Annotated in this window: 11 protein-coding genes; 8 read left to right on the forward strand and 3 right to left on the reverse strand. The window is 71.6% G+C overall.

All coding sequences use genetic code 11. The features are described from left to right. Positions 1 to 8: 8 nt before the first annotated feature. Positions 9 to 1,601 (reverse strand): sigma-70 family RNA polymerase sigma factor, encoded by a 1,593-nt coding sequence (locus BM085_RS22385; RefSeq protein WP_093888889.1) that lies wholly within the window; start codon positions 1,599 to 1,601, stop codon positions 9 to 11. Next, positions 1,602 to 3,317 (reverse strand): ricin-type beta-trefoil lectin domain protein, encoded by a 1,716-nt coding sequence (locus BM085_RS46875; RefSeq protein ID WP_093888890.1) that lies wholly within the window; start codon positions 3,315 to 3,317, stop codon positions 1,602 to 1,604. It lies immediately after the preceding gene. Between the two features lie 238 nt (positions 3,318 to 3,555). Here BM085_RS46875 and BM085_RS22395 point away from each other — a divergent pair, with 238 nt between their 5' ends. From BM085_RS22395 to BM085_RS22405, 3 genes are read left to right on the forward strand one after another with little or no spacing between them, the layout of a single operon-like run. After that, a complete protein-coding gene (locus BM085_RS22395) occupies positions 3,556 to 4,185 on the forward strand; it encodes a TetR/AcrR family transcriptional regulator (RefSeq protein ID WP_177245216.1) in 630 nt (209 codons plus the stop codon). Beyond that, a complete protein-coding gene (locus tag BM085_RS22400) occupies positions 4,179 to 5,912 on the forward strand; it encodes an ABC transporter ATP-binding protein (RefSeq protein ID WP_093888892.1) in 1,734 nt (577 codons plus the stop codon). Before BM085_RS22395 ends, BM085_RS22400 begins: the two co-directional genes overlap by 7 nt. Continuing rightward, entirely contained in the window at positions 5,909 to 7,918 is a 2,010-nt protein-coding gene (locus BM085_RS22405; RefSeq protein WP_093888893.1) for an ABC transporter ATP-binding protein, read from the forward strand. Before BM085_RS22400 ends, BM085_RS22405 begins: the two co-directional genes overlap by 4 nt. Positions 7,919 to 8,047: 129 nt before the next feature. On the opposite strand, the gene BM085_RS22410 is transcribed toward BM085_RS22405, so the two are convergent. After that, entirely contained in the window at positions 8,048 to 9,019 is a 972-nt protein-coding gene (locus BM085_RS22410) for an acyl-CoA desaturase (RefSeq protein WP_093888894.1), read from the reverse strand. 372 nt (positions 9,020 to 9,391) lie between these two features. On the opposite strand from BM085_RS22410, the gene BM085_RS22415 reads away from it, so the two are divergent. The 5 genes from BM085_RS22415 to BM085_RS22435 all read left to right on the forward strand — a co-directional run bounded on the left by BM085_RS22415 (position 9,392) and on the right by BM085_RS22435 (position 16,010). After that, positions 9,392 to 10,807 carry a cytochrome P450 gene (locus BM085_RS22415; protein WP_245789550.1) on the forward strand — a complete coding sequence of 472 codons (1,416 nt, stop codon included), beginning with the start codon at positions 9,392 to 9,394 and terminating at the stop codon, positions 10,805 to 10,807. Beyond that, positions 10,804 to 12,396, forward strand: a complete 1,593-nt coding sequence (locus BM085_RS22420) for a peroxidase family protein (RefSeq protein ID WP_245789552.1) — start codon at positions 10,804 to 10,806, stop codon at positions 12,394 to 12,396. Before BM085_RS22415 ends, BM085_RS22420 begins: the two co-directional genes overlap by 4 nt. Further along, the gene (locus BM085_RS22425) at positions 12,393 to 14,687 is read left to right on the forward strand and encodes an alpha/beta hydrolase family protein (RefSeq protein WP_093888896.1); all 2,295 of its coding nucleotides are present in this window, start codon (positions 12,393 to 12,395) and stop codon (positions 14,685 to 14,687) included. Before BM085_RS22420 ends, BM085_RS22425 begins: the two co-directional genes overlap by 4 nt. Positions 14,688 to 14,725: 38 nt before the next feature. Next, positions 14,726 to 14,968, forward strand: coding sequence for a hypothetical protein (locus tag BM085_RS22430; protein WP_093888897.1), 243 nt, complete (start codon positions 14,726 to 14,728; stop codon positions 14,966 to 14,968). Between the two features lie 199 nt (positions 14,969 to 15,167). After that, positions 15,168 to 16,010: an NAD-dependent protein deacetylase gene (locus BM085_RS22435; protein ID WP_093888898.1), complete on the forward strand. Its 843-nt coding sequence runs from the start codon at positions 15,168 to 15,170 to the stop codon at positions 16,008 to 16,010. Positions 16,011 to 16,169 lie beyond the last annotated feature (159 nt).

The following is a 16,169-nucleotide window of genomic DNA, read 5'->3' on the forward strand; positions in this document are numbered from 1 at the left end:
ACGGCGGGTCAGCCGTCCACGAGGGTGACGCGCTGATCGGCCGAGCCGGTGTAGGGGCCGTAGAGGATGAACGCCGTCGGCGGACGCTTGCCGGCGAACTCCTTGCCGATGGACAGCGCCTTGCCGGAAGGGACGCTCACCAGCCGGCGCACACCGTCGCTGAAAGCCGGGCGGTGCCAGCGCTGTGCCAGGACGGAGGCGCAGGGCTTGAGCCGGACCGCGAGCATGCCGCCGCCGTTGAAGGCGACGGTGTCATATCGCTCGCCGGCGGCCAGGCATCGGCCGCTGACGACGTTGACGAGCTGGAACCGCTGGGCGCCGCCCCGCGTACGCCAGGCCGTACGCGGGTCGGCGCACGGCAGCGCCGCCACCAGCCCGCCCGCCGCGCCGACACATCGGCCCGCGTGGGCGATCCGGGTGCCCGGCTGGGAAGTGGGCTTGCGGGGGGACGGCGACGCGGGTCCCGGCGTCGTCACGCGGATGGCCGGGGTCGCCTCGCGGGCGGGCGTGCGGACCCTCACGCGGGTGGGCTTCGGGGTGGGCTTCGGGGTGGGTGACGCGCTCGGCGCGGGAGCGGCGACCCGCGTGGGCGGGGAGGGTGCCGGGTCCCGTGACAGGCTGAACACGGCCACGGCCACGACGACGGCGATGATCGCCGCCGCTCCCGACAGCGGGATCGCCCAGCCCGGCGTCGCGGCCCCCTTCGACGCGGCGGCCGACTTCCCGGCCCCTTTCGACGCGACGGCCGACTTCCCGACCCCTTTCGACGCGACGGCCGACTTCCCGGCTCCCGTCCCCGTCCCGGCTGGCGTCCCGGCCCCCGCCGTGCCCGGCGTCCCGGCTCCCGCCGCGCTCCACTTCCCCGCTCCCAGGGCGGACGGGAACAGTGCGATCGGCAGCGCCGCGCGGAGTGTGGCGTTGAGGTCGAGCAGCTCCGTGTGCGCCCGGGCACAGCTCGCGCAGGATTCCAGGTGCGCGCGCAGCGCCCGCGGAAGGCGTCCGCTTCTCTTGCGCACGATCGCCGCCAGTGACTCGGCGTACTCCTGGCAGCGGGGTGACGCGCTGGATACGTGCGCGGCCAGGTACGCCTTGCGCAGCCCCTCGCGGGCGCGGAAGGCCAGCACGCCGACGTTGCCGGGAGTGATGCCGAGGATCTTCGCGACCCGCTCGGGCTCCTCGTCCTCGATCAGGGTGTGCCAGAGCACGGTCTGCCAGCGTGGCGGCAGCGAGCGGTAGGCGCGGGTCACGAGATCGTCCGGTGGCTCCGGCGCGGCCGTCGTGAGATCGTCCTCGCGGAACTCGTCGGTCAGGACGGACCGCCGATCGGAGCGCGCCCACTCCGCCGCCGTGTTGCGGACCACCGCGTACAGATAGGGACGCCAGTCGCCGGTCGGACCGGCCAGGCCGTTCCGGACGGTGCGCAGGGTCCGCGCGAACGCCTCACTCGCCAGGTCCTCGGCGGTGTGCGGGTCCTGGCACAGGCGGCGGGCGAAAGCGATGACGGCCGGGTGGTGCCGCTCGTACAACTCGGAGACGGCACGGTCGTCCCCGGCCCTGACCAGTCGGGTCAGGGCCGGATCCGCGCTTTCCGGTTCGATCACTTACTTGATTATAAATTTGACGGAATTCTTCTGATAAGCGGCCTTTGCGTAGATGCTGGCGGGCTTGGCGGTGACGGCGACGAGCCGGGTGGCCTTCGTGGTCGCGCTCTTCAGCGTGACCGAGCCGCCGGCCTTCTCAAGCAGCCAGCGCTGCCCCTTACTGGCCGTGCCGCACCTGGTCAGGACGACCGAGCGCTTGCCGCCGCTGACCTTGCCGAGCGCCATGCAGCGGTTCTGGTGGCGCACCTGCACGTGCTTGCCGACCGTCACGACGTTCCACGTGGTGCCGCAGGCGCCGAGGCGCACCCTGGTGCCGGACGCGGTCAGGCAGGTGCCGTACGCGCTCTTGAACCGGACGTTCCGGCCCTGCGCGGGAGTCTTGGCGGGGTCGGGGTCGAGCGACCCGATCGGGTCCGGCGTGACGGCCGGCTCCGGGACAGAGGTCGGCGTCGTGGTCGGCCCGGCGGTCGGCTGCGCGGTCGGCTGCGTGGTCGGCTGCGACGTGGCCGTCGGGGCCGGGGTGCTCGGCTGGGTGGGCGAGGCGGCCAGGCCGCCCAGCAGTTCGGCCACGAACTCCCCCTTGCCCTCGCGCACCACCGCTCCGCCGTCCCGGTTGTCCTTGACGGCCAGCTTCCCGCCGGCGCGGCCGGCGAAGTTGGTCCTGTCCTGGCCGGCCTGCGGCAGCCACTGCTGCGACTTGTCCTGCTTCGCGCACGGGCCGGTCACGACGGTGTCCGCCATGGTGAGGCAGCGGCCGTTCGCCGCGTTGCGGATGGTGAGGTACCCGTCGTCGTCGATGCCGCGCTGCCACGTCTGCGCGGAGCCGCCCGTGCACGCGCGCTGCACGACCTGCGCCGCGCTCGCGTCGAGGCATCTGCCGCCGTCCACCACCTTGATGCGGAACTGCCACACCGGACTCGGCTGGTCCTGGATCAGGTACGGGCTGAACGCGACGTTCCTGATCCTCTCCAGCTCCGGCTGCCGTACCGGCGTCGGCTCGAAGTAGCGGAACTCGTCGATCCGGCACGAGTCAAGGTGGTAGTTGGCCGCCAGATCGCTCGTGCACTCCTTCCGGGTGCCCATGTTCCGGCAGACCGGGTCGTTGCCGTTCACGCCGCCCCCGTCGCAGTGCGAGAGCCCGAAGCTGTGGATCAGCTCGTGGGTGAGCCCGGCCTCGCTCCAGCACCAGCGCGGGAGGATGACGTTGCCGGTGCTCAGGCCGGCGTTGGCGCCGCCGCCCGTGCAGGAATCCGTGATCTCGTTGTCCCTGACGAAATACAGTGGCTTGACCCGGTTGGTCTGCCAGAGCGTACGCACCAGGGCCGGCTGGGAGGCGAGGTTCTCCGCCATCGCCTTGCCCATCTCCGCCCGGTTGCGCCCCTTGGCGAACGGCAGCTTCGCCACCACCGGACGGCAGTCACCGTCCTGCACGACCCGGAGCCGCCGGGAGACCCCGAACCGCTCCGCACTCGAATCGACCGTCTGGTCGGTCTCCCAGACGGTGTTCAGCAGGGCGGCGCTGTCGGCCTCCCAGGCGTCCTGCCCGGGCTGGTGGACGTAGATCGGCAGCACCCACCCCTTGTCCTTGGCATCCACCCCGTCGCAGGCGAACCCCGACCGGGCCGCCGGAGCCGCCGCCACGGCGGGCGACGGCACGGCCAGGACCACCCCGCACATCGACAGCAGCAACGGCAGCAGCGCGAGGGTAGATCTCATCGTGCTCAATCCAAGCTCCTTTCACTCACTGAGGAAGGAGTCCACCCACTCGCCCGGATTACGCGACTTCAGTAATTTCTTTTGGACTTGCCATGGTTGCGACCACGGACGCCGCACAGGCGTGCCGCAGGCCGTACGGCGTGCGACCAAAGGCCCGTACGGCGGTCGGCCGAAGGCCCGTACGGCGGGCAATTAAATGAGTGAGCAACTCACTCATTCCTGTACTAGGGTGTCCCGGGTGATCTTGGCTTCCCAGCGCGCAGCCCCCCTCCCACCGGACGAACGGCGTGCCGCGCTCATCGAATCAACCCTGTCGCTGGTGCTCGCCCACGGCCCCGACGTGAGCACCCGGCAGATCGCGCAGGCGGCCGGCGTGGCCGAAGGGACGATCTTCCGGGTCTTCGCCACCAAGGACGAGCTCGTGGACGCGGCCGTGGCCAGCGCCTTCGACCTCTCCCCGCTCCTGCGGAACCTGGCGGCCATCGACCGCGCCGCTCCCCTGCCGGTCCGGCTCGTCGCGGCGGTCGAGTGCCTGCAGCAGCGTACGGCACGCGTCTTCCGGCTGATGGACACGCTGGGATGCCACGGAGTCGCCAAGACGGCCCGCGACCGATCCGATCAGAGCGTTCTCATCGGGCAGGCGCTCGTCGACCTGATCGGCCCCGCAGCCGATCAGCTGCGGTGCGAGCCGCCCGAGGCCGCGCGACGGCTGCAGCTGCTGACCGTCGCGTTCAGCCACCCCCGGTTCGTCGGGGACGATCCGCTGCCGCCCGTGGAGATCGTCGCCACGCTGCTGGACGGCATCCGCCTGCACCCCGGGCACGACGCGCTCCACCCGGACTCCACGAACAGGGAACACCCATGCTGAGCCGGCTGCTCCGCACCTACCTGCGGCCCTACTCGTCGACGCTGACCGCCGTGGTGGTGCTGCAGCTGATCGGCACCATAGCCTCGCTGTACCTGCCCAGCCTGAACGCCGACATCATCGACCGGGGCGTCGCCACCGGCGACACCGGCTACATCCTGTCCGCCGGAGGCTGGATGCTGGCCGTTTCCCTCGTGCAGATCGCCTGCTCGATCGCGGCGGTCTACTACGGCTCCCGCGCGGCGATGGGATTCGGGCGCGACGTCCGCTCGGCCGTCTTCCACCGGGTGGGCGGGTTCTCCGCCCGGGAGGTCGCCCAGTTCGGCGCGCCCTCGCTGATCACCCGCAGCACCAACGACGTGCAGCAGGTGCAGATGCTCGTGGTGATGACCTGCACGATGCTGGTCGCCGCGCCGATCATGGGCGTCGGCGGCATCGTCATGGCGTTGCGGCAGGACCTCGGCCTGTCCTGGCTCATGCTGGTCTGCGTCCCGGCGCTGCTGGTGTCGATCGGCCTGATCGTCTCGCGCATGGTCCCCCAGTTCCGGGCGATGCAGGACCGCATCGACGCGGTCAACCAGGTGCTGCGCGAGCAGCTCACCGGTATCCGGGTCGTCCGCGCCTTCGTCCGGGAGGGCGAGGAGACCCGCCGGTTCGCCGCGGCGAACGACGCGCTGACCGGGACCGCGCTGCGCGTCGGGCGGCTGACCGCGCTCATCTTCCCCGTCGTGATGCTGATCCTCAACGCCTCCAGCGTCGCCGTGCTGTGGTTCGGCGCGAGCCGCGTGGACAGCGGCGAGATGCAGGTCGGCGCCCTCACCGCGTTCCTCATGTATCTGATGCAGATCCTCACCTCGATGATGATGGCCACCTTCATCTCGATGATGATCCCGCGAGCCGCGGTCTGCGCCGAGCGCATCATCGAGGTGCTGGACACCGAGTCGTCGGTGCGCCCGCCCCAGGACCCCGTACGGCAGGTGCACGGCCGCGCCGAGCTGGAGCTGCGTGACGTCGAGTTCCGCTACCCGGGCGCGGCGGCACCGGTGCTGTCCGGCATCTCCTTCCGCGTCACCGCCGGGCAGACCACCGCCGTCATCGGCAGCACCGGGGCGGGCAAGACGACACTGGTCTCCCTGGTGCCCAGGCTGTTCGACGCCACCTCCGGCACGGTGTCGGTCGACGGCGTCGACGTCCGCGACCTCGATCCGCAGATGCTCTGGACCCGCATCGGCCTGGTGCCGCAGAAGCCGTACCTGTTCAGCGGCACCGTCGCGAGCAACCTGCGTTACGGCAACCCGGACGCCAGTGACGAGGAGCTGTGGGAGGCGCTGGAGGTCGCCCAGGCCCGCGACTTCGTCGAGGCGATGCCCGAGGGTCTTGAGGCCCCCATCACGCAGGGCGGCACGAACGTGTCCGGCGGGCAGCGGCAGCGGCTCTCGATCGCCAGGGCGCTGGTCAGCAGACCCGAGATCTACCTGTTCGACGACTCGTTCTCGGCTCTCGACCTGACCACCGACGCCCGGCTCCGCGCCGCCCTGCGCCCGCACACCGCCCAGGCCGCCGTCGTCATCGTCGGCCAGCGGGTGTCCACCATCGCCGACGCCGACCAGATCATCGTCCTCGACGACGGAGTGATCGTCGGCATGGGAACCCATGACGAGCTGCTGGATTCCTGCCCGACATACATCGAGATCGTCGAATCCCAACTGACCGCGGGGAGCGCAGCATGAGCGACAGGCCCGTGACGACCACACGACCGCCGGCGGGCGGCGGAGGCTTCGGCCGAGGGCCCTTCGGGGGGGCCGGGATGCCCGCGGAGAAGTCGATGAACTTCGGGCCGTCCATGCGGCGGCTGATGGGACGGCTGAGCCCCGAACGCCCGAGAATCCTGGCCGTGATCGGCCTCGCCGTGACCAGTGTGGTGTTCGCCGTCGTGGGGCCGAAGATCCTCGGCCACGCGACGGACCTGATCTTCAGCGGTGTGATCGGCCACCGGCTTCCCGCCGGGACGACCACGGAGCAGGCGGTCCAGGCCGCCCGCGCGTCGGGCGACGACAACTTCGCCGCCCTGCTCGCACGGATGGACGTCGTGCCCGGTCGCGGGATCGACTTCGGCGCGCTGGGCACGGTCCTGGTGTGGGTCCTGGCGCTCTACGTCGCGGCCTCGGTCTTCAGCTGGTTGCAGGGATACCTGCTCAACGACGCCGTGCAGCGCAGCGTGTTCCGGCTGCGGGCGGACGTCGAGGACAAGCTGAACCGGCTCCCCCTGAAGTTCTTCGACGGCCAGCCGCGCGGCGAGCTGCTCAGCCGGGTCACCAACGACATCGACAACGTGTCCCAGACCCTGCAGCAGACGCTGAGCCAGCTGCTGACCTCGCTGCTGACCGTGATCGGCGTGCTGGCGATGATGTTCGTGATCTCGCCGCTGCTCGCGCTGATCGCCCTGGTGACCATCCCGCTGTCGATGGTCGTCACCGCGCAGATCGCGAAACGCTCGAAGAAGTTCTTCGTCGCGCAGTGGGCCAACACCGGCACCCTGAACGCCCACATCGAGGAGGCCTTCACCGGCCACGAGCTGGTGAAGGTGTTCGGGCGGCAGCCGGAGGTCGAGCAGGTGTTCCGGGACAGGAACGAGGAGCTGTTCAAGGCCAGCTTCGGCGCCCAGTTCGTCTCCGGGATCATCATGCCGACGATGATGTTCATCGGGAACCTCAACTACGTCGTCATCGCCGTCGTCGGGGGTCTGCGGGTCGCCACCGGGTCGATGAGCCTGGGTGACGTCCAGGCGTTCATCCAGTACTCCCGGCAGTTCACCCAGCCCCTGACCCAGGTCGCCTCGATGGCCAACCTGCTGCAGTCGGGGGTGGCGTCGGCCGAGCGGGTCTTCGAGCTGCTGGACGCCGAGGACCAGTCCCCGGACCCCGCCGACCCGGTGCCGCCCACCTCACGGCGGGGCCGCGTCGAGTTCGAGCAGGTGTCCTTCCGCTACGTCCCGGAGCAGCCCCTCATCGAGGACCTGTCGCTGGTGGCCGAACCCGGGCACACCGTCGCGATCGTCGGCCCGACCGGCGCGGGGAAGACGACCCTCGTCAACCTGATCATGCGCTTTTACGAGCTGGACGCCGGCCGGATCACCCTCGACGGCGTCGACATCACCGCGATGCGCCGCGAGGACCTGCGCTCGCACATCGGCATGGTGCTCCAGGACACCTGGCTGTTCGGCGGCACCATCCGCGAGAACATCGCCTACGGCAACCCCGGGGCCACCGAGGAGCAGATCCAGGCCGCCGCGCGGGCCACGTTCGTCGACCGGTTCGTCCGCACCCTGCCCGACGGCTACGACACCGTGATCGACGACGAGGGCAACAACGTCAGCGCCGGTGAGAAACAGCTGCTGACCATCGCCCGCGCCTTCCTCGCCGACCCGTCGCTGCTCATCCTCGACGAGGCCACCAGCTCGGTCGACACCCGGACCGAGGTCCTGGTCCAGCACGCGATGGCCGCCCTCCGCTCCGACCGCACCAGCTTCGTCATCGCCCACCGCCTGTCCACCATCCGCGACGCCGACCTCATCCTGGTGATGGACGCGGGCCGCATCGTCGAGCAGGGCACCCACGACGAGCTGCTGGCCACTCAGGGCGCCTACCACCGGCTGTACTCCGCCCAGTTCAGCGGCGCCCTGGTCCCGGGTGACGGCGAGATGAGCGGAGAGGAGGTGACGGGGGTGAGGGGGTAGGCCGTCGCGGCCGGCGATCCCGGACGGACCCGCTCCGGCGGCTCCGTCCGGCGGCTGTCCGCAGTTGTTCGGCGGCTGACCGGCGGTTGTTCGGCGGTTGTTCGGCGGCTCCGTCCGGCGGCTGTCCGGTCAGACGCGCGGTCCCGGCCCCGGTCCCGCCTCGATGCGGCGGGCGGTCAGGCGCGCGGGGTCCGGCCAGCGCACGCCGTACGCCCAGCCCGCCCGCTCGAACCAGCGGATCAGCCGGGCGCTCGGGTCCGGCTGCCCCTTGAGCACCCCGTGGCGGGCGCAGGCCGGGTCGACGTGGTGCCAGTTGTGCCAGCCCTCGCCGAGGGTCAGGAACGCCACCCACCGGACGTTGGACGACCGGTCCCTGGTCCTGAAGGGACGGTCGCCGAAGGTGTGTGCGATGGAGTTGACCGACCAGGTCACATGGTGCACCACGGCGTAGCGGACCAGCCCGCCCCAGAAGAGCGCGGTCCACATGCCGGTCCACGACATCGACCACAGTCCCCCCGCCGCGGCGGGCAGCAGGAACGACAGCGCCGCGACGGCCGGGTAGGCGGCGTCGAACCGCCGGACGTCCGGATCGGCCATCAGGTCCGGCACCCAGCGCTGCCGGCTGGAGCGGCGGCGCGCGGTGTAGAACCAGCCGATGTGGGCGTGCGCCATGCCGCGCAGCAGGGCCAGGCCGCTGTCGCCGTAGCGCCAGGGCGAGTGCGGGTCGCCGGCCCGGTCGGCGTACTTGTGGTGGCGGCGGTGCTCGGCCGTCCACAGCGTGATCGGGCCTTCGAGCGCCATGCCGCCGGCCAGCATGAGGGCGATGCGCAGCGGCCTGCGGCACCTGAAGGCGCGATGGGTGAAGTGCCGGTGGTAGCCGATGGCGATCCCGAAGATGCTGATCAGATACATGACGACGGCGATGACCGCGTCACGCGGACCGATCCCCCACCCCCAGACGGCGGGGACCGCCGCGGCCAGGGTCAGCACCGGCAGGACGACGAGGGCGACCAGGTAGACGGTGCGGCGCCCGGCCGTGACCGCCACCGTCTCGGCCCTGCCTGACTCCGGCTGACCCGGCGGGAAGGCCGAGGTGGTCACGCTGCCTCCTCGCGGTCGGCGAAGACCGCCTGGTGTGCGATCCGGCCGACGAGCCGGACCTGTTGACGAACGGTCCGGTCAGTGAGCCGGACCTGTTGACGAGCGGTCCGGTCAGTGAGCCGGACCTGTTGACGAGCGGTCCGACGGGTGGGCCGTCCGGCTGTCCGGCCACCCATTGAACGGCCGGACGGCCAGACGGCGGGAGTTGCCGGGAAGTGATGCCTTAATTACTTACTGGAGTCAAAACACTGCATTCAGTAGCCATCTTGAGCTAATGTATCGCCGGCCTAGATTGTGGCTACGGAAAGTGACGATCTCTGTTCGCCATGGCTTCAGTGGTCGGTTCACGCGTAAAGCGGAGGGTCCTACGGCATGGGTGCTGTCGATCAATCGACCATGGGCGGCCATCTGGAGCGATACGACGTGGCCGTGGCGCGTGATCCGATGGCCGCCCTCGGCCTCGTCCGGGAATGGATGCGCACGGACTGGCGCGTTTTCTTCGCGGAGCTCCGCACCCAGCGGCCGATCTTCGTCACGCCCGCCTTCACCGTGGTGACCCGTTTCGCCGACGTCGTCGAGGTGCTCTCCCGGGAGGAGACCTTCACGGTCCGGGCCTTCGGCCCGCGCCTGGACGCGGCGCTGGGCGCCCCGTTCATGCTGGGCCGGGACGCGACGCCGATGAACTGGCGGGAGAAGGGGTTGATGCAGGTCATGCTCGCCCCACAAGACGCGGCGGACCTGCGCGGGCTGGCGGGGCGGATCGCGGACGAGGCTCTGGACGCCGCGTCGCGGCGGGGGCGGATCGAAGCCGTCGGCGAGCTGTTCCGGCACGTCGCCCTGCGGGTGTGCGGGGAGTATTTCGGCTTCCCCGGGCCCACTCCGGAGACCCTGTCGCGGTGGACTCGCGCCGTGATCACCGACGGCTTCGCCAACTTCCAGGGCGACCCGGCGATCCAGGCCGGGTCGGTCCGCGCGGGCGAGGAGATGATGGCCCACCTCCGCGGCCGGCTCGCCGAACGCCGGGCCGCCCTGGCGGCGGGGCGCGAGGCGCCGGATGACGTCTTCGGCCGCCTCATCCGCACGACCCTCCCGGCCGAGGTCGGCGTCGACGACGAGCGCCTGCTGATCAACATGGCGGGGCTGCCCCTCGGGTTCGTGGAGAGCGGGCCGGGAGCCATGGTGGAGGCGGTGGAGCAGCTCATGCTCCGCCCCCGGGTGCGGGCGGAGGCGGCCGACGCCGCCGCCGACCCGGATCCCGCCCGTTTCGATCGCTATGTCTGGGAGGCGCTGCGGTTCAGCCCGTTCTTCAAGCTGCTCCCCCGGCTGTGCGAGCGCGACTACGTCCTCGCCGCCGGCACCCCGCACCGGACGGTCATCCCCGCGGGGACGTTCGTGCTCGCCGCGCCGGCCTCGGCCATGTTCGACGCGGACGTGGTGGAGGAGCCGGACGACTTCCGCCTCGACCGGCCGGAGCACCTCCGGCTGCACTTCGGACACGGCCACCACGCCTGCCTCGGCGTGCACCCCGCCAGAGTCGTCATCTGCGAGGTCGTGCGCCGCCTGTTCCGCCGCCCCGGCGTGCGCGTGCTCCCGCCGCCGGAGGGGGCGATCACCCGCAGCCACGGGATCTTCCCCGACCGCTTCGTCCTGGGTCTCGGCCCGGAGGGGACTCCCGGCCCGGACGCGAACCCCGGCCCGAACGGAAGCCCCAGCTCGGACGGGAATCTCGGCCCGAACGGAAGCCCCGGCTCGGACGGGAATCTCGGCCCGAACGGAAAGGGGGCGTGACAGTGGCACCCACCAGAGCGCGGGCGAGAAGCATCGCGACCGACGGCGCCGCCAACCGCCTCAGGTTCCTGGCCCTGACCAACGGACGTCCGCTGTGGGACCTCGCACAGCGCGTCCAGCCCGTACGGCGGCGCCTCAACGCCTCGCTGATCGACCACGCGGTCCGCGAGATGCCGCCGCGGCCCGAGCCGCTGAGCACCATGGCCGACTACACCTCGTGGGCCTCGCTGACCGACCGGACGTTCAGCGGGCGTCACATGCCGCCGGTCACCGGGCCCGAGGGCGGCCGGCCCACGCCCGAACAGGCCGCTGACCTGTTCGCCCGGGGTGACGCCATGATCCCGTGTCCCCGGTCCACCGTGCTGTTCGCCTACTTCGCCCAGTGGTTCACCGACGGGTTCCTCCGCGGCGACACCCACATCCCCAGGGATCCGCGCAAGAACAGCTCCAACCACCACATCGACCTGAACCAGCTCTACGGGCTCGACGAGGCGGCGACCGCCGCCCTCCGGACGTTCGACGGCGGGCTGCTCAAGAGCCGGATCGTCGACGGCGCGGAGTTCCCTCCCCACCTCTGCGAGAACGGCAAGATCAAAGACGAGTTCTCCGCGCTGAGCGTGATCCGTTTCGACGAGCTCACCGACGCGCAGCGCGACACCCTGTTCGCGACGGGCAGCGACCGCGGCAACATCCAGATCGGCTTCACCATGCTCACGGTGCTGTTCCTGCGCGAGCACAACAGGGTGGCCCGCCTCCTGGCCGGCCACTATCCGCGCTGGGACGACGAGCGCCTGTTCCAGACGGCGCGCAACATCCTCATCGTGCTCCTCATCAAGCTGGTGGTGGAGGAGTACATCAACCACATCACGCCCTACCACTTCCGCTTCACCCTGGATCCGCGGCTCTCCGCCATGCTGGCCCACGCGCCCTGGTACCGGGAGAACTGGGCCTCGGCGGAGTTCAACCTCGTCTACCGCTGGCACAGCCTGATCCCCTCCAGACTGGCCGTGGGCGACCGGGAGCTTCCGATGGCGGAGACCATGGTCGGTGCGGCGCTCATCCCCGGGCCGGGCCTGGGCCGGCTCTTCGAGGACGCCTCCCTGCAGCGCGCCGGGCGCATCGGCCTGTTCAACACCGACCCCGTCCTGCGGGCGGTGGACGTGGCCAGCGTCGCCGAATCGCGCGCGCTGAACCTGGCCCCCTACAACAGCTACCGCGAGCACTGCCGCTTCCCCCGCGTGCGCCGCTTCGACCAGGTCTCCGGTGACGCGAGGGTGAGCGAGGCGCTCGGCGAGCTCTACCGGAGCGTGGACGACCTGGATCTGTACGTCGGTCTGTTCGCCGAGGAGCCGGGAGCCCCGAACGCCATGCTGCCGCCGCTCCTGACGAAGATCATCGCCATTGACGCCTTCTCGCAGGCGCTGACCAATCCGCTGCTGGCGTCACGGGTGTTCAACGTCGCGACCTTCTCCCCGCACGGGATGAAGGTCATCGCCACCACGCGGACGCTGTCGGACGTGCTCCACCGCAACGTCCCGGAGGACCCGCGACCGCGTTTCGTGAGCATGACCCGGCAAGGAGCGCGGTGAGCGGCGCGGATGCCTCCGGGAACCACCCCCGATCCGACGCCCGCGGGGAGGCCGTCCCGGCCGGAGGTGCCCCCGCCCAGAGCCCCCAGGCCGCAGACACCCCAGCCGAAGTCACCCCGGCCGGAGGTGCCCTCCCCCAGGGCGCCCTGGCCGAAGGTGCCGCGGCCGCGCAGCCGCTGCTGCGCACCGCGGCCCGGGAGCTGGCCGAGATCGGGGTGGCGATCCAGGAGGCGTCCGTCCACGCCACGGCGGCGCTCACCGACGGCGCCGTGCTCGGCGCCCTGCCGTACGCCCCGGCGGAGGGCTACCGGGCCCAGCGTGCCCTGCTCCGCGCGGTGACCGACCGGAGGGGGCTCGGATACGCGGTGGCCGGCGGACGGCTGGGCGCTCTCGCGGCCAGGCTCGGCGGCATGGCGGGCGCGGAGAGCCTGGCCGTCCTCGTCCTGGCGACCTCGCTGCGGCTGCGGATCACCGCCGTGGCCCTGGACCATCCGGAGCTGGTCGACGACCCTCTGCTGGGCAGGCTCATCGGAGCGGTCGGCGCCGACCGCGACATCGAGTCGGTCCGGGCGCTGCGCGCGCTGCTGAGGGACCGCGGCGCCGTACGCACGCTCAGCGAGCTCGCCCCGGTCTTCGGCGAGGTGCTCGCCCTGCGGGCCCTGCTGGACGAGAACCCGCTCAACGACACCGCCGCCTGGCTGATCGCGACCGGGAAGGGGTACGCCAGCGCCGACCCGATCATCGGCCTGAGCAACCGGGCCGTAGCGGTCCTCGACACGGGGGAAGGCGGCGCGCGCCGGCTGGAGCCCACTCCGGCCGAGGCCGCGCGGCTGAGCTCGAAGGGGTCGTTGCTCGACTTCCTCCGCAACCTCGGCGCCCTCGGCACGACCGGGCGGGTGCTCATCCAGAGCGTGGCGGGCCCGGACGGGGTGGTGCGCCACGTCGTCCAGGCACCCGGCATGAGGTCCGGCCGGCCCGACAACGACTCCCCGCAGGACCTGCTCGGCGCCTTCAGCAGCGCCGTACTGGACAGCGGCCCCTACAGCCGCGCGCTGATCAAAGCCGTCGACGACTTCGGCATCCCGCCGGGCGGTGAGATCGCCCTGATCGGGCACAGCGCGGGCGGGGCGGCGATCATGAACCTGGCGCAGGACCCGGAGTTCTGCGCCCGCTACACCGTCACCCACGCCGTGGCCGTCGGATCGCCGGTCGACTTCAAGAAGCCCGCCGACCCGCGGACGTGGATCGCCAGCGTCACCAACCAGCACGACATCATCCCCACCCTGGACGGGCAGGGCGCGGGCGGCTGCTTCGACCTGCATCCCGGCTGGTACGTGGTCGACTACTTCGACCCGACCCACCTGTTCCCGATCTGCCACAGCATCGAGCACTACACCGCCAACCTCGCCGACGACCTGCCCGAGGCCCGCGACCGGATCGACCGTCAGCTCACGCCGTACCGGGGCCCGGTCACCCGCTCGCAGGTCTACCTGCTGTCCGACCGCGACCCCCACCCCGAGGGCTTCCCCTTCCTCACCGTGCCGACCTATCCGGCGGCGACCTCGCGGGGGACGCTCGAACTGCCGGTCAGATGCCAGGACGGGTCCGCCCTCACGGCCTACTTCGCCGCCGATCCGGGCGTGGCGGCGACCCTGCTGGAGGGGACCGGGCTCGGGCCCGCCGTCCAGGTCGCCGGGCGCGCCCTCGTCGCCGTCCACGCGTTCTGGAACCGGCGGACCAGCCTGGGCGGCTACCGTGAGGTCCACCTCGGGATCGTCGTGCACGACCCGTGGCGGGCGCGGCCGTTCCGGGTCTGGCCGGATCTCGTCCGGAGAGCGGACCGCCGCCGCTCCGGCAGCTTTCTCGTCGACTCCGTGGTCGACACCGACACCGTGTCGGCCGTGGCGCCGGAGATCTGGGGCTGCGAGCCGTCCGTCGCGCCTCTGGACGTCGCAGTCACGGCGAGGTCCGCCCGCATCGTGGCCGGCGGCCCGGACGACAGGCTCCTCACCTTCCGCGGCCCCCTCGGCCCGGGGATCCCGGCCGGGGCCTGGGACCTGGTCGGCTACTCCCACCGCGAGGGCGCCACGCTGCGGTCGTGCGTCGAGACCCGGGGCCGGGGACGGGCGCATCCCGCGCCACGGGCACGGCTGACCGTCGGGCAGGCGGCTCACCCCATGGCACGGCACCTGCGAGAGCTGGGCCTCGACGGCGCCCGCCCGCTGCTGTGCCTGTCCGCCGTCGCCCACCAGACCCTCCGCGCCGCCGGCGCCCCGGTGCGGACCACCTGACCCGGCGGCCTCGGCCGTCTGACTGAAGGAGCATCCGGATGCCCGCCGTTCCCCAAGCGATCACCGCGCACGCCAAGGTCCTGCGGTCCGATGCCCGCGTGCTCGCCGAATGCGCCGAACGCCTGCGGGAGATCGGGGCCCGGCTGGACGGAGGCGGCGTCGCGCCGGAATGGCTGCGGGAGACCGTGAACGCCCACATCGCCGCCTGCACTGCGGCCTCCGCCGACCTGGCCGAGGCCGCGACCCGGTTGCACGTCTACGCCGACCGGACCCGCCGCTGACACGCCTGCACGTCTACACCGACCGGACCCGCTGCTGACACGCCCGCGCCACGCTCGAAAAGCCCTGTCCTACCGACGAGCGGAGAGCGGATCGGAGCCCCCATCCCCGGAAAGATCAGGGCAGTGCGGCTCGACGGCGGCCGGAGACCGCTCCGCACATGCGGTGGGGCAGCATGGAAGGGTGAGCGAGAGTACGAGCATGCTGGCGGAGCTGCTGACCGCGGGCGAGGTCGTGGTGCTGAGCGGGGCCGGGCTGTCGACGGAGTCGGGGATCCCCGACTACCGGGGGCCGAGCGGGGCCGCACGCCGGCACACCCCGATGACCTACCAGACGTTCGTCGGCGACCCGGCGGCCAGGCGGCGCTACTGGGCCCGCAGCTATGTCGGATGGCGGGCGATGACCCGGGCGATGCCGAACAGCGGCCACCACGCGGTCGCGCGCCTCCAGCGGCGGGGCCTGGTGGCCGGCGTCGTGACGCAGAACGTCGACGGCCTGCACCAGGCGGGCGGCGCCCGGGCGGTCGTCGAACTGCACGGCAGCCTGCACCACGTGATCTGCCTGAGCTGCGGCGACTCGACCTCGCGGGAGGAGCTGGACCGTCGCCTGACAGAGGCGAATCCGCAGTTCGGCGCCCGCGCCACCGCGGTCAACCCGGACGGTGACGCCGACCTGGGAGACGCGGAGGCCGACGGGTTCCAGGTGGTCGGATGCCGGGCGTGCGACGGAGGGGTGTTGAAGCCCGACGTCGTCTTCTTCGGGGAGACCGTCCCGGCGGGGCGGGTGCGCGAGTGCTTCGCCCTCGTGGAGAGAGCACGCCTGCTCCTGGTTCTCGGATCGTCGTTGACGGTGATGTCGGGCCGCCGGTTCGTCCTGCACGCCGCGAAGCTCGGCATCCCCGTGGCGATCGTCAACCAGGGTCCGACCCGCGGCGACAAATACGCGACCCTCGCCGTCGACGCCCCGTTGGGCACGACTCTTCCGGAACTGGTCCGCCTGGTCGACACACGGGCCGCGGCAGCCGGTTCACCGGGGCCGATGTGAGGCGGCGCACCCGAGCCGATGTGAGCGGCTCACTCGACCCGATATGAAGCGGCTCGGGTGAACCGATATGAGCGGTGCACCTGAGCCGATATGCCTGCGGGCCGACCTTGTCGATGCTGGCGACCGCCGTGATCGGGTGTCAGTCATATCCAGACGAGA

Source organism: Streptosporangium canum, from assembly GCF_900113865.1.
GTDB lineage: Bacteria > Actinomycetota > Actinomycetes > Streptosporangiales > Streptosporangiaceae > Streptosporangium > Streptosporangium canum.

Excerpts from the sequence above, each read along its gene's own strand:
- BM085_RS46875 (WP_093888890.1), bottom strand. The coding sequence starts at position 3,317 with ATGAGATCTACCCTCGCGCTGCTGCCGTTGCTGCTGTCGATGTGCGGG.
- BM085_RS22400 (WP_093888892.1), top strand. The coding sequence starts at position 4,179 with ATGCTGAGCCGGCTGCTCCGCACCTACCTGCGGCCCTACTCGTCGACG.
- BM085_RS22405 (WP_093888893.1), top strand. The coding sequence starts at position 5,909 with ATGAGCGACAGGCCCGTGACGACCACACGACCGCCGGCGGGCGGCGGA.
- BM085_RS22415 (WP_245789550.1), top strand. The coding sequence starts at position 9,392 with ATGGGTGCTGTCGATCAATCGACCATGGGCGGCCATCTGGAGCGATAC.
- BM085_RS22430 (WP_093888897.1), top strand. The coding sequence starts at position 14,726 with ATGCCCGCCGTTCCCCAAGCGATCACCGCGCACGCCAAGGTCCTGCGG.
- BM085_RS22435 (WP_093888898.1), top strand. The coding sequence starts at position 15,168 with ATGCTGGCGGAGCTGCTGACCGCGGGCGAGGTCGTGGTGCTGAGCGGG.